Annotated in this window: 13 protein-coding genes; all 13 read left to right on the top strand. The window is 64.4% G+C overall.

Annotated features, from left to right (window positions below; genetic code table 11):
* Positions 1–79: 79 nt before the first annotated feature.
* The 13 genes from lepB (at position 80) to fabZ (ending at position 13,203) form a co-directional block, all read left to right on the top strand.
* Positions 80–886 (top strand): signal peptidase I, encoded by an 807-nt coding sequence (gene lepB / locus R5N89_RS10735; protein ID WP_373320370.1) that lies wholly within the window; start codon positions 80–82, stop codon positions 884–886.
* A 2-nt stretch (positions 887–888) separates the two neighbouring features.
* Complete coding sequence (gene rnc / locus R5N89_RS10730) at positions 889–1,665, top strand: ribonuclease III (protein WP_110566676.1); 777 nt, start codon at positions 889–891, stop codon at positions 1,663–1,665.
* Positions 1,662–2,576: a GTPase Era gene (gene era / locus R5N89_RS10725; protein WP_110566674.1), complete on the top strand. Its 915-nt coding sequence runs from the start codon at positions 1,662–1,664 to the stop codon at positions 2,574–2,576. Before rnc ends, era begins: the two co-directional genes overlap by 4 nt.
* A 118-nt stretch (positions 2,577–2,694) precedes the next feature.
* A complete protein-coding gene (gene pyrH / locus R5N89_RS10720) occupies positions 2,695–3,435 on the top strand; it encodes a UMP kinase (protein ID WP_110566672.1) in 741 nt (246 codons plus the stop codon).
* Between the two features lie 63 nt (positions 3,436–3,498).
* A complete protein-coding gene (frr, locus tag R5N89_RS10715; RefSeq protein WP_061271562.1) occupies positions 3,499–4,065 on the top strand; it encodes a ribosome recycling factor in 567 nt (188 codons plus the stop codon).
* Between the two features lie 131 nt (positions 4,066–4,196).
* Entirely contained in the window at positions 4,197–4,871 is a 675-nt protein-coding gene (gene uppS / locus R5N89_RS10710) for a polyprenyl diphosphate synthase (RefSeq protein WP_244192037.1), read from the top strand.
* The gene (locus R5N89_RS10705) at positions 4,855–5,700 is read left to right on the top strand and encodes a phosphatidate cytidylyltransferase (protein ID WP_110566668.1); all 846 of its coding nucleotides are present in this window, start codon (positions 4,855–4,857) and stop codon (positions 5,698–5,700) included. Before uppS ends, R5N89_RS10705 begins: the two co-directional genes overlap by 17 nt.
* Positions 5,701–5,743: 43 nt before the next feature.
* Positions 5,744–6,901 (top strand): 1-deoxy-D-xylulose-5-phosphate reductoisomerase, encoded by a 1,158-nt coding sequence (gene dxr / locus R5N89_RS10700; RefSeq protein WP_110566666.1) that lies wholly within the window; start codon positions 5,744–5,746, stop codon positions 6,899–6,901.
* Between the two features lie 48 nt (positions 6,902–6,949).
* On the top strand, positions 6,950–8,059 hold the full coding sequence (rseP, locus tag R5N89_RS10695) for an RIP metalloprotease RseP (RefSeq protein ID WP_110566664.1): 1,110 nt from the start codon (positions 6,950–6,952) through the stop codon (positions 8,057–8,059).
* Positions 8,060–8,251: 192 nt separating this feature from the next.
* On the top strand, positions 8,252–10,669 hold the full coding sequence (gene bamA, locus R5N89_RS10690; RefSeq protein WP_110566662.1) for an outer membrane protein assembly factor BamA: 2,418 nt from the start codon (positions 8,252–8,254) through the stop codon (positions 10,667–10,669).
* 7 nt (positions 10,670–10,676) lie between these two features.
* The gene (locus R5N89_RS10685; RefSeq protein WP_110566919.1) at positions 10,677–11,531 is read left to right on the top strand and encodes an OmpH family outer membrane protein; all 855 of its coding nucleotides are present in this window, start codon (positions 10,677–10,679) and stop codon (positions 11,529–11,531) included.
* A 10-nt stretch (positions 11,532–11,541) separates the two neighbouring features.
* The gene (gene lpxD / locus R5N89_RS10680) at positions 11,542–12,624 is read left to right on the top strand and encodes a UDP-3-O-(3-hydroxymyristoyl)glucosamine N-acyltransferase (protein WP_244192020.1); all 1,083 of its coding nucleotides are present in this window, start codon (positions 11,542–11,544) and stop codon (positions 12,622–12,624) included.
* Positions 12,625–12,717: 93 nt separating this feature from the next.
* Complete coding sequence (gene fabZ, locus R5N89_RS10675; protein WP_078528062.1) at positions 12,718–13,203, top strand: 3-hydroxyacyl-ACP dehydratase FabZ; 486 nt, start codon at positions 12,718–12,720, stop codon at positions 13,201–13,203.
* The last annotated feature ends 25 nt before the right edge of the window (positions 13,204–13,228 follow it).

Genomic DNA, 13,228 nt, shown 5'->3' with positions numbered 1-13,228 from the left:
GTGCGTGGGCTTGATCCGCACGTTATTCGTCCGGCGCAGCCTGTCCGGTCGATGCCAGAGCCGGATTGAAGATACAGACATGTCAATGGACGATAACAAGACAATTCTCTCGCAGGCCGAGACCGAACGCCGCTCCGGCGGGCTGATGGAACTCGTGCGCACCGTGGTCATAGCCGGCGTGCTGGCGCTGACCGTGCGCACGGTGCTGTTCGAGCCGTTCAACATCCCCTCCGGCTCCATGATCCCGACGCTGCAGGTGGGCGATTACGTTTGGGTGGCCAAATACAGCTATGGCTACTCGCATTTCGCGCTGCCAGGCGCACCCAACCTGTTCGAGGGGCGGATCTTCAACGCTACGCCCCATCGCGGCGACGTGGCGGTGTTCCGCTTCACCAAGGATACCTCGATCGACTACATCAAGCGCATCGTTGGCCTGCCGGGTGATACGGTGCAGATGCGCGAGGGCAAGCTCTACCTCAACGGCAGCGAAGTGCCCCGCGAGGCCGAGGGCGATTATGCCGCCATCGACGAGCATCGCACCCGCATGGAGGGCGACCGCTACCGCGAGATCCTGCCCGGCAGTGGCGGCCATGGCCCGGTGGCGCATGATATCCTGAAGCTGACCGATGAGGGCGGCAAGAACGACACGCCGGAATATGTCGTGCCGCCGGGCTATTTCTTCGCCATGGGCGACAACCGCGACGACAGCGCCGACAGCCGCTTCATGGGCGATGAGCCGCAGGATCTCGGCTTCGTGCCGATGGAGAACCTGGTGGGGCAGGCGAAGTGGATCTTCATGTCGGTCGATAACGCGCACCCGTTCTGGCAGGTGTGGTACTGGCCCACCGAGATCCGCTGGGGCCGCCTGTTCATGGGGGTGCACTGATCATGGAGGTCGAGCGCGTTCCCGCAGCCGAGATCAGGCGGCTGGAGGCGTGCCTGGGCTATCACTTCATCCGCCCCGAGCTGCTGCTGCGTGCGCTCACGCACCGCTCGGCGGCGCATGAGCGCAGCGGCAACCGCCGCACGCGCCTCAGTGTGGCCCGGCGCGGGGCGGGATCGAACGAGCGCCTCGAGTTCATAGGGGACCGGGTGCTCGGGCTGGTCATGGCCGAATGGCTGCTCGAGCGCTTCCCCGATGAGCAGGAAGGCGCCCTTGGCCCACGGCATGCCCATCTGGTCTCGCGCACGGTGCTGGCGCAGGTGGCCCATGAGATGGGGCTGCAATCGGCGCTCGACGTAGCCGAGCATGAAGCGCGCGCAGGCGTGCGGCAGATGGCCACCGTGCTGGCTGATGCGGTCGAGGCGCTGCTCGGCGCGCTCTATCTTGATGGCGGGCTCGACCCGGCCCGCGCCTTCGTGCGGCGCATGTGGCGCGAGGCCATCGTAGCCCAGGCCCGCCCGCCCAAGGACCCCAAGACGGCGTTGCAGGAATGGGTGCTCGGGCGCGGCCTGCCGCTGCCGCAATACCGTGTCGTTTCATCGGACGGGCCATCGCACGCGCCGCGTTTTGTCATTGCGGTCGATGCGCAGGGCAAGACCGGCCAGGGCATTGCAGGCAGCAAGCGCGCGGCTGAAAGCGATGCCGCATCGGACCTGCTGCGCCAGTTGGGCGTGGACAGCCAGGCCGCCATAACCACGAACCGTAAAGGGCAGGGACAATGACCGGCCAGGATACAGATCATACGACACGCTGCGGTTTCGTGGCCATTGTGGGGGCGCCCAACGCGGGCAAGTCCACGCTGCTCAACCGCATGGCGGGCACCAAGCTGTCCATCGTCAGCCCCAAGGCGCAGACCACGCGCTTCAGGGTGCTGGGCATTCTCATGCGCGGCACGACCCAGATGCTGCTTGTCGATACGCCGGGCATCTTCCAGCCCAAGCGCAAGCTCGACCGCGCCATGGTCGCCGCTGCCTGGACCGGCTCGGAAGATGCGGACATCACGCTGCTCATCGTCGATGCCCGCGCGGGCATGACCGATGCGCTGCGCGCGATCGCCACCCGCCTGGCCGAGCAGAAGCGCAGGCTGTGGCTGGTGCTCAACAAGACCGACCTCGTGAAGCGCGACGCGCTTCTGCCGCTCACGGCGGCGCTTTCCTCCATCCTGCCGGTCGAGCATGTGTTCATGGTTAGCGCGCGCTCGGGCGAGGGGGTGGACGACCTGCTCGACCGCCTGGCGGCCGAACTGCCCACGAGCCCCTATCTCTACCCCGAAGATGACCTGACCGACCTGCCCGACCGCCTGCTGGCCGCCGAGATGGTGCGCGAGCAGGTGTTTTTGCAGACCCACCAGGAAGTGCCCTATGCCGCCACGGCGGAGACGGAAAGCTTCGTGGAACGGCCCGATGGCTCGGTGCGCATCGAGGTGACGATCTACGTCACGCGCGCCTCGCACAAGGCGATCCTGATCGGCGAGCATGGCAGCCGGATTCGCGCCATTGGCGAAAAGGCGCGGCGCGAGCTTGGCCGCCTTCTGGGGCGCACGTGCCACCTTTTCCTCAACGTGAAGGAACGCGCGGGATGGGACGAGGAGCGCGCCCGCCTGCGGGCCATCGGCCTGGATGACATTTCCTGAATCCTTAAAAGAGCGGCATCATCGGCTTGTGGGGGGGGGGCATCCGTCTATATGACAGGGCATGGCCGGGCGGCCTGCCCGTCCCTAGCCCTGTTTGCCTGACCTGTTCCGAGGCCCAATGACCCAGCCCGTCAAATCCCCCGCCCCGTCATACAAGCGTGTTCTGCTCAAGGTGTCAGGCGAGGCCCTGATGGGGAGCGGGTCCTACGGCGTCGATCCGGCAACGGTTGACGCCATTGCGGTTGACGTGGCGGCCGTAGCGCAGACCGGGGTTGAGGTGTGCCTTGTCATTGGCGGTGGCAACATCTTCCGTGGCGTTGCGGCGGCGGCCCGGGGCATGGACCGTGCGCAGGGCGATTACGCCGGCATGCTGGCTACCGTGATCAACGCGCTGCTCATGCAGAACTCGCTCGAGCGCCACGGCGTGCCCACGCGGGTCATGACCGCCATCCACATGTCTTCCATCGCCGAGCCCTATATCCGCCGCCGCGCCGTGCGGCATATGGAAAAGGGGCGGGTGGTGATCTTCGCCGCAGGTACCGGCAACCCGTTCTTCACCACCGATACGGGTGCCGCGCTGCGGGCAGCGGAAATGGAATGCGACGCCCTGTTCAAGGGCACGCAGGTCGATGGCGTATATTCCGCCGACCCGCGCAAGCACCCCGATGCCACGCGCTATGACACCCTGACCTATCGCGATGTGCTGGCCAATGACCTCAATGTCATGGATGCCGCCGCCATCAGCCTGGCGCGCGAGAACCGCCTGCCCATCGTGGTCTTCAACATTCACGGGAAGGAACCCTTCTCGCGCGTGATGCGGGGCGAAGGGCGTTTTACCACCATCGTGGCGGCGGACTGAAATACGCCGTGCCCGGGGCGCAGGCCCTGCGGCGATGGACTGATTATTAAAAGGAGGGCCACAGTGTCTGTCGATCAGAAAAGTTTGCTGGCGGATCTGACCCGCCGCATGGACGGCGCCATCGAAAGCCTGCGCCGTGATTTCGCGGGCCTGCGTTCGGGTCGCGCCAGCCCGGCCCTGCTTGAGCCGGTGCGGGTTGAAGCCTATGGCGGCGAAGTGCCGCTGACCCAGGTCGGCTCCATTGCCGTGCCTGAAGCGCGCATGCTGACCGTGCAGGTGTGGGACCGCACGCTGGTGGGCGCTGTCGAGCGCGCGATCCGCGATGCGGGTCTGGGCCTGAACCCGGCGGCTGATGGCCAGACCGTGCGCGTGCCCATTCCGCAGTTGACGGAAGAGCGCCGTAACGAACTGGCCCGCGCCGCTGGCAAATATGCCGAGAATGGCAAGATTGCCGTGCGTGGCGTGCGCCGCGATGGCATGGACCAGACCAAGAAGCTGGAGAAGGCGGGCGACATCAGCGAGGACGACGTCAAGACATGGTCTGACGCGATCCAGAAGCTGACCGACCAGTACGTCAAGCGTGTGGACGACCTGCTGGTCGAAAAAGAACGCGAGATCAAGCAGGTCTGACCCATCCGTGCATCCTGCCCCGCTTTTCCCACCCCCTATCGCGCATGACTAAGGAGGACGATCAGGTCTTGTCCGGGTCAGATCATCCGGTTGCAGGCGCTGCGTGCCTGCCCGAGCATGTTGCCATCATCATGGATGGCAACGGGCGCTGGGCCAATACGCGGGGGTTGCCGCTGCTTGCGGGCCACCGCGCCGGGGCGGAGGCGGTGCAGCGTACTGTTACGGTGGCTATCAAGCGGGGCGTGAAATGGCTCACGCTCTATGCCTTTTCATCGGAAAACTGGCGGCGCACGCCCGGCGAGGTCGCTGACCTGACCGGGCTGCTGCGCTATTACCTGCGCCACAAGGTGGCTGAACTGTCGCGCGAAGGGGTGCGGCTGCGCATCATCGGCGACCTGACACGCTTCCCCCCTGACATTCAGGAAGAAGCGCGGCGTGCCGAGCAGGTGACCATGGGCAATGACCGGCTGGTGCTGGTTCTTGCGCTGTCTTATGGCGGGCGGGCGGATATCGTGCAGGCGGCGGCGCGCATGGCGCAGGCCGTGGCGCGGGGCGACATCGCGGCTGACGAGATTGACGAGTCCGTCTTTGCCAGCGCGCTGCTGACCGCAGGCATGCCAGACCCCGACCTTGTGGTGCGCACCAGTGGCGAGAGCCGCCTGTCGAACTTCCTGCTGTGGCAGTCGGCCTATGCCGAACTGGTCTTTCTTGACACGCCCTGGCCGGATTTTGACGAAGCGCATTTCGATACGGTGCTCGAGATCTATTCGCGGCGTGAAAGGCGATTCGGTGCAAGACCGACCTGAAGGAGCGGCGGTTTCCGCTCCCCCTGTAAAATCCGGCAACTGGAAAGATCTGCGCGCGCGCGTGCTGTCGGCTGCGGTGCTGATACCGTGCGTCGGGCTGTGCGTGTGGTATGGCGGCCTGCTTTATGGCGCGATGATCGTGCTGGCCATGGCGGGCATGGCGGTCGAGTGGGCGCGGATGTTCGGCTTCGGGCTTGAGACGCGACGCGGCCAGCTCTGCATGGCCTGGGCCGCGTGCATCGGCATTGCCGCTGTGGCTGGTCATTGGAGCGGCGCGCTGCTGGTCATGGTGGCGGGTCTCGTGCTTGGCCCCGCACTCGGGGCGGGGCAGGTGGCCATCGGCTGTGCCGGGCTATCGCTTTTGTGGCTGCGCACCATGAGCGATCCGGGCGCGGGCGTGGTCCTGTTTGTCGTGTCCTGCGTGGCGCTGAGCGATACCGGGGCCTACATGACGGGCCGCCTGTTTGGCGGGCCCAAGCTGGCGCCGCGCATTTCACCCGCCAAGACCTGGTCAGGCTCCATCGGCGGGCTTGTGTGCGCGGTGCTGGGCGGCATGCTGATTGCAGGTCTCATGCCCACGGTCCAGCCGGGCGTGCTGTGGCGGGGCGCGGTGTTTGGCGGGGTGATCGCACTTGCGGCCCAGATGGGTGATCTTGCGGAAAGCGCGCTCAAGCGGGCGCGTGGCGTAAAGGATTCGGGCACCATTCTGCCCGGCCATGGCGGCCTGCTCGACCGTTTTGACGGGCTGCTGGTCGCGGCCCCCATGGCGGCCCTGCTGTCTTTGGGGGCGGCGGGGCGGGCGGCTTTCTGGTATGTGGGCCAGCACTGAAGCCACGGTCCCGGCATGGGACGTTTTGGGGAATAAGGTTGCAATGAAGACAGTTTCCGTTCTGGGCAGTACGGGCAGCATCGGCTGCTCTACGGTGGACCTGCTGCTGCAGGCGCCCGGGCAGTTCAGCACCGGCGCGCTGGTGGGCGGGCGCAATGTGGCGAAGCTGGCCGAGCAGGCCCGCGCTCTGGGCGCACGCCGCGCGGTCATTGCCGATGAAAGCCTGCTGCCGGAACTGGAAACCCTGCTGGCAGGCACGGATATCGAGACGGCTGGCGGCCGCAGGGCCGTAATCGAGGCGGCAAGCCTGCCGGTTGACTGGACCATGGCGGCCATTACGGGCGCAACCGGCCTGGAGCCCACGCTGGCGGCGGTCAAGAACGGCAATGCCGTGGCCCTTGCCAACAAGGAGGCGCTGGTCTGCGCGGGCGATGTCATGCTCAAGGCCGTGGCCGATGCGGGGGCCACGCTGCTACCAGTCGATTCCGAGCATAACGCCGTATTCCAGTCCATGGCCGACAAGCAGGCCGATGAGGTCGAGCAGATCATCCTCACCGCATCGGGTGGCCCGTTCCGCCGCGCTACGCTGGAGGAAATGGAAAAGGCCCCGCTTGAAGCCGCACTCAAGCACCCGACCTGGACCATGGGGGCCAAGATCACCATCGATTCCGCCACCATGTTCAACAAGGGGCTGGAACTGATCGAGGCGGCCCGCCTGTTCAACGTGACCGAGGACAAGCTTGGCGTGGTCGTGCACCCGCAATCGGTCGTGCATGGCATGGTGCAGTATACCGATGGCTCCATCGTGGCACAGCTTGGCTCGGCCGACATGCGCATTCCCATCGCCCACACGCTGGCCTGGCCCAGGCGCATGCCCACCAACTCGCCCCGGCTTGACCTTGCGGCCCTGGCCCGGCTTGATTTTGAAGCGCCTGATGAGGTCCGCTTCCCCGCGCTGCGCCTTGCGCGCGAATCCCTGCGCGTGGGCGGGGCCATGCCCGCCATCCTGTCAGGGGCGAACGAAATTGCGGTCGAGGCCTTCCTCAAGCGCGAAATCGGCTTCCTTGATATTGCCCGCATCGTCGAGGACGTGATGCAGTCCATCGGCCCGCAGCGCGCGGATACGCTGGAAGAAGTCCTGCACTGGGATGGCGAGGCCCGTCGCATCGCCCGCCTGCGTACTGCTGCCCGCGCGGCTTGATGTGATTGTGGATGGTCACGGCGGCCATCGGGGGATAGCTTAGCATTCATGCATGATCTGATCCGGACCCTTCTGGCGTTCTCCCTTGTGTTGGGAGTGCTGGTCTTCATCCACGAACTTGGTCACTATCTTGCCGCCCGCTGGCGTGGCGTGCATGTCGAGGTGTTCTCGATCGGTTTCGGCCGCCCGCTGCTGCGCTGGCATGACAGCGTGGGCACGGAATGGCGCCTGTGCCCGGTGCCGCTGGGCGGCTACGTGCGCCCGCATGGATTCGAAGGCCCGGAAGACGCGACCGAGGAACAGAAGGCCGCATGGCAGCCCGGCCGCACCTTCCATGACAAGCCGGTGGGGTCGCGGGCCATCGTGATCTTGGCGGGACCTGTCTTCAACTTCCTGCTCGCCATCGTGCTGTTTACCGGGCTGTACGCCACGTCTGGCCAGCCTCATGTGCTCAATCAGGTTGATGTGGTGGCGCCGGGAAGTTCCGCCGCGGTGGCCGGGGTGGAAAAGGGCGACGTGATCACGCGCGTGGGCGACCATGCGGTGCGTGACGCAACCGACCTGCGCACCTTTGTGGGCGGGCTCGCGGGCGTGGACACCACGCTGGGCATTCACCGCAATGGCGGTGACAGCACGCTGCCCATCCATATCGGCAGTGTTACGGAAAAGGGCGGTACGCCGCACGGCCAGCTTGGCGTGGTCTTCGCGGTTGAAATCGGCAAGCCACAGTCCCTGCCACGCGCCTTTGTCTCGGCGGTGCAGGAGACGTGGAACGTCTCGGTCCAGACACTCGACGGGCTGTGGCAGATGATTACCGGCAAGCACAGCACCAAGGATCTTGGCGGCCCGCTGCGCATCGCCCAGATGTCGGGGCAGGTGGCGCAGTATGGTGTTGCGAGCCTCGTTTCCTTCATGGCGCTGCTGTCGATCAATCTTGGCCTGATCAACCTGTTCCCGGTGCCGATTCTTGATGGCGGACGGCTGGTATTTTATATTTTTGAGGCTATTCTGGGGCGGCCGGTTTCACGCCGGGTGCAGGAAGTCAGCTTTCAGGTTGGCTTTGCCCTCATTGCCGGGCTGTTCCTGTTTTCGACATTTAACGACCTGTCACATTTTGGGCTATTTCAGTGGCTCGCCTCGCGCGCTGGACACGGGTAAGGTGCACTGAGTGATACAAGTGCTTGCACATTGTGGTGTATATCGGATAGGTGCGCCACCAAGGCTGATACATGACAGGAAGGGAGCCGGCCCTCCATCCGGTCTTAATGCATGGCTGATCCGCATGCCGAGTGGTGAGGAATAGCGATATTGTCGAGTAAACGTTCAGCGCTGCTTGCGTCTGCCTGCGTTGTGCCGCTGTTCTGGACCGTTGGCGCCTACGCACAGGATGAAGCGGCACAGAACACGCCATTCGGCGGAGAGATGGCGCCCGCCGGCGGGGAAGAAGCGCAGGCCCCGCAGGTCGAGGCGATCAAGCCCCCCCCGCTGGAGGACCCGATCGAGGCGGTTGACATCAAGGGCAACAGCCGGATCGAGACCAGCACCATCCTGTCTTACATGGTCGTGCAGCCCGGTGACCGGTTCAATCAGGATCTGCTCGACCGTTCGCTCAAGACTCTCTATGCCACCGGCCTGTTCCATGATGTGACGCTCAAGCGCGTGGGCAACGTGCTTGAAGTGCACGTGGTCGAGAATCCGATCGTCAACCGCAGCGTGTTCGAGGGTAATCACGCCGCCAAGGACGAGGACCTGACCAAGGTCATCTCGCTCCGTCCGCGCGCGGTTTACTCGCCGCAGGGCATCTCGGCCGACCGGCAGAAGATTCTGGGCGTGTATGCCGAAAAGGCGCGTTACGCCGCCACCGTCACCCCCCAGATCATCCGGCTCGCGCATAACCGGGTGGATGTGATCTTCCATATCAACGAAGCGCAGAAGACCCTGATCAAGAAGGTCACGTTCGTTGGCAACAAGTCGTTCAGCAGCGCGCAGCTCGCGGGTATCGTCTCTTCGAAGGAGACGGCGTGGTACCGCTTCTTTGCCTCAAGCGACCAGTACAACCCCGAGCGCATCAAATATGACGCCGAACTGCTGCATCGTTTCTACCTTAAGAACGGCTTTGTCGATTTTCAGGTCAAGAACGCCACGGGCGAACTCTCGCCCGACCGCAAGAGCTTCTACATCACCTATACGATGGAAGAAGGCCCGCGCTACCGCCTGAACAAGATGAGCGTGCAGTCCTCGCTGCGGCACGTCTCGGCGGATTCGATGAAGAAGTACATCACGCTCTTCCATGGGCAGTGGTACGATGGCAGCGCGATCCAGCATAACGCCACCAACATGCAGGAACTGCTGCAGGGCAAGGGCTATCCCTTTGCCATGGTGCACCCCGAGATTGCCCGCAACCCTGAAAAGCGCACCGTCAACCTGCTGTTTGACATCAGCGAAGGGCCGCGGATGTATGTCGAGCGCATCGACATCAATGGCAACACCATTACCGAGGACAAGGTGATCCGCCGCCAGCTGCCCATGGCCGAAGGCGACCCGTACACCCCGCTCGACCGCAAATATTCCAAGATGATTCTTGAAGATCTCGGCTTCTTCAAGACCGTGTCGATCGACCAGACCCCGGGTTCCGCGCCGGACAAGGTCAACATCTCGGCTGACGTGGTGGAAAAGCCCACCGGCGAGTTCTCGCTTGGTGGCGGTTATTCGACCGATGCCGGCGTGCTCGGCAACCTTGGCCTCAAGCAGCATAACCTGCTCGGCACCGGCATTGATGCCGGCTTCACCGGCACTGCCGCGTATTATGAAGACCAGGCCGACATCTCGCTGACCGACCCGTATTTCCTCAACCGCAACCTCGTGGCCGGCATCGACATCTTCGGCATGCAGAACCATTACATGACCTATCAGAGCTATTCTGAAGGCCGGTATGGCATCACGCTGCGGATGGGTTATTCCTACAACAACCATCTGTCGCAGTCGTGGAACTATACGCTGACCGACCGGCAGGTGGACGATACGTGGTCGGATTCATCGTACTACGTGCAGGATCAGTCCGGCTGGTCGCTGCTGTCGCAGCTGAGTACCACCCTGACATATGATACACGCGACCGGCGGCAGCAGCCGCATAAAGGTTTCGTGGTACGCGTGGGCGGTGACTTCGCGGGTATCGGTGGTAACGAGCGCTATGTGCGTGGCAAGGTCGATGCCGCCTACTATATCCCGCTCGACAGCATCATGGGTAACCATGAATGGACCGTCAGCTTCCGTGGCGGCGCGGGCGAGATCGTGAACTGGGGCGGCGGCCGTAGCGACATCATCGATAACTTCTACCTTGGTGGTAACTCGCTGCGCGGCTTCATGGATGGTGGCGTCGGGCCGCGAAGCTACGCGATTCCCGCACGTGACGGGCATCCGATGCATTCGCAGCAGGACTTCCTTGGCGGCCGGTTCATGTACACGGCCTCGGCGCAGGTGGACTTCCCCATTCCGTTTGCCTCGGCCATGGGCATCAAGGGGCGTTACTTCGTGGATATGGGTGGCCTTGACGGCCTGCGCGTGCGCCGTCGCTACACCTCCATGAAGGACTGGCCGAAATATACGCCGGTCTATGACGATACGCTGACGCCTGTTGTCTCGACAGGCGTGGGCATTGCGTGGAAGAGTCCGTTCGGTCTTGTGAATATCGATCTGGGTGTTCCCCTGCACAAGGGAACCAATGACAGGACCCAGCTGCTCCGCTTCGGCTTCGGCCAACAATTCTGAGGTGATAATGTTGCGTAAATCCGGCATCCGTCTGCTTGCCGCAACCGCTCTGCTCGGGTGGGGATATCAGGCTGTATCGAGCGCGCATGCGCAGGGAACCGGCGGCAATGCCGGGTGGTTCGTGCCCAAGGCCGCGCAGCCCGCAGCCCGTGCCCCCCAGCATGAGGCGGCTCCGCCCATGCCGCTCGCCGCTGCCCCGGTCGATACGGAGGAAGCGCAGTCCCAGAATCCGCCGATCCTGCCGCTGCCGCCCGTGCCCAAGGCGCCTGACGTGCCCAAGAGCGCGCCGCCGCCGGCACCCGTTATTGGCGTGATCAGCGTGCCCGAGGTGATGCGCCTGTCGAGTGCGGCCCAGCAGGCCGAGCGCGTGCTTGGCGCCCGGCGTGATGACCTCGCGCGCGAGGCGCAGAAGGAGCAGGCGGGCTGGCGCGATGAGCAGCAGAAGCTGCAGGGCCAGGCGAAGACCATGTCGTCGGACCAGATCCAGGCCCAGGAGCGCAAGCTGCAGGAGCGGGTCATGGCGGCGCAGAAGGATTTTCGCAACCGCAACCGCGTGATCCAGGAGGCAGCCCAGGTGGCGCTTGGCCAGATCGAGCGTGAACTGGTCCAGATCATTCGCCAGGTGGCCGCGAGCCGCAGCATGAACCTTGTGCTGCACCGCGAGCAGGTGGCCCTGAGCCAGGAGCCGCTTGACATCACGCAGCAGGTGGCAACCCAGCTCAACGCGGTGCTGCCTACCGTCTTCATCCCCGCAGCGGATGCCGACCCTGAAGTGCTGGCAAAATCGGGCACCATGCCCACCACGGCCGATGCCGACAGGCCCGCACCCGCTCCGGCGGCTACAGCACCCGCCAAGCATTAAGGTTCGTTTCATGACAGTGACGCCGGACAACATACCGGGCGATCCACGCTTCTTTGTCACGCAGGGGCCTTTTGAGCTGGCTGACCTGGCCCGGTGTAGCGGGGCCGAGCTGCGTGCAGCGAAGGATGGTGGTGAGGCGCGCCGGTTTACCGGCATAGCGCCCCTGCAATCCGCCACGCGCGCGCAGGTCAGTTTTCTTGATAACCGGCGTTACCTGCCCCTGCTTGAAGGCACGGACGCAGGGGCCGTGATCGTGGCCCCCGCCTTTGCGGACAAGGTGCCCGCGCATGCGGCGGTGCTGGTGTCGCGCGCGCCGTATCAGGCCTGGGCGCGCATTGCCGCCCTGTTCTATCCCGCGCCGCCGGTGGCGCCCGGCATTCACCCTACCGCCGTGATCGGCGCGGGCTGCGAGATCGATCCTACCGCCGCCATTGGCGCGTTTGCCGTGCTCGGTGAGCGGGTGCGCGTGGGGGCGGGGGTGGATATCGGCACCCATGTCAGCATTGGCGCGGGTGTCGAGATCGGCGCGCGCTGCCGCATTGGCGCGCATGTCGCCATCTCGCACGCGCTGCTGGGCGAGCGGGTGACCCTGCTGCCCGGCGCGCGTATCGGTCAGGACGGGTTCGGCTTTGCCGTCACGCCCGAAGGCTTCGAGAATGTGCCGCAGCTTGGCCGTGTCATTCTGGAAGACGGGGTCGAGATCGGCGCCAATTCCACGGTGGATCGCGGGTCGATCCGTGATACGGTGATCGGCGCAGGCTCGCGCCTCGACAATCTGGTGCAGATTGGCCATAATGCACGGCTGGGACGCTGCTGTATCGTCGTGTCCCAGGCGGGGATTTCCGGTTCCACCGAACTGGGTGATTTCGTGACCGTCGCGGCGCAGGCCGGGCTGATCGGACACATCAAGATCGGTGCCAAGGCCCGGATCGGGGCGCAGTGTGGTGTCATGTCCGATGTGGATGCCGGGGCCGACGTGATCGGCAGTCCGGCGATGCCTTTCCGGGAATTTTTCCGGAACGTGGCCTTTCTGCGTCGAATGGCCAGGAAAACGACGCAGGATGGCGGCGGGGAAAAGGCTGACAAGGCCTGATCGCCAGACGTCATCAGATATTCAACCGGTAGGAGGCGCCTGGCCCATCTGGTGGCAGGCTTTCCCTCCTTACCGAACAAGTGGTTGGACGACGTGGATAAAGAAGTAGAGGCACTGCCAGCGGACGCAAAGCCTGCGACCCTGGAATCGATTGACATCATGCGGATCATGGAAGCGATTCCCCATCGCTATCCGTTCCTGCTGATTGACCGCATGGTCGATATCGTGCTGGGGCAGTCGGCGGTCGGCATCAAGAATGTCACGGTCAACGAGCCGCATTTCCAGGGGCATTTTCCTGCCCGCCCCGTCATGCCGGGCGTGCTCATCATCGAGGCGATGGCCCAGACCGCAGCAACCCTCGTGGTGCTGACGCTCGGGCAGGCCTTCGAGGGCAAGCTGGTCTATTTCATGACCATTGATGGCGCGAAGTTCCGCCGCCCCGTAGGCCCGGGCGACCAGCTACACATTCATGTGGAGAAGGAACGCAGCCGCGCCAATGTCTGGAAGTTCAAGGGCGTTGCGCGCGTTGATGGCGTGTCCGTTGCCGAGGCGACGTTCAGCGCCATGATCATGGGGTAATCCCGCAGGGAACGGGCCGCTGTGC

Source organism: Komagataeibacter sucrofermentans DSM 15973 (assembly GCF_040581405.1).
In the GTDB taxonomy this organism is placed as follows: domain Bacteria; phylum Pseudomonadota; class Alphaproteobacteria; order Acetobacterales; family Acetobacteraceae; genus Komagataeibacter; species Komagataeibacter sucrofermentans.
Note: the sequence above shows the minus strand (reverse complement) of the source record. Positions and strands in the feature narration are given on the sequence as shown.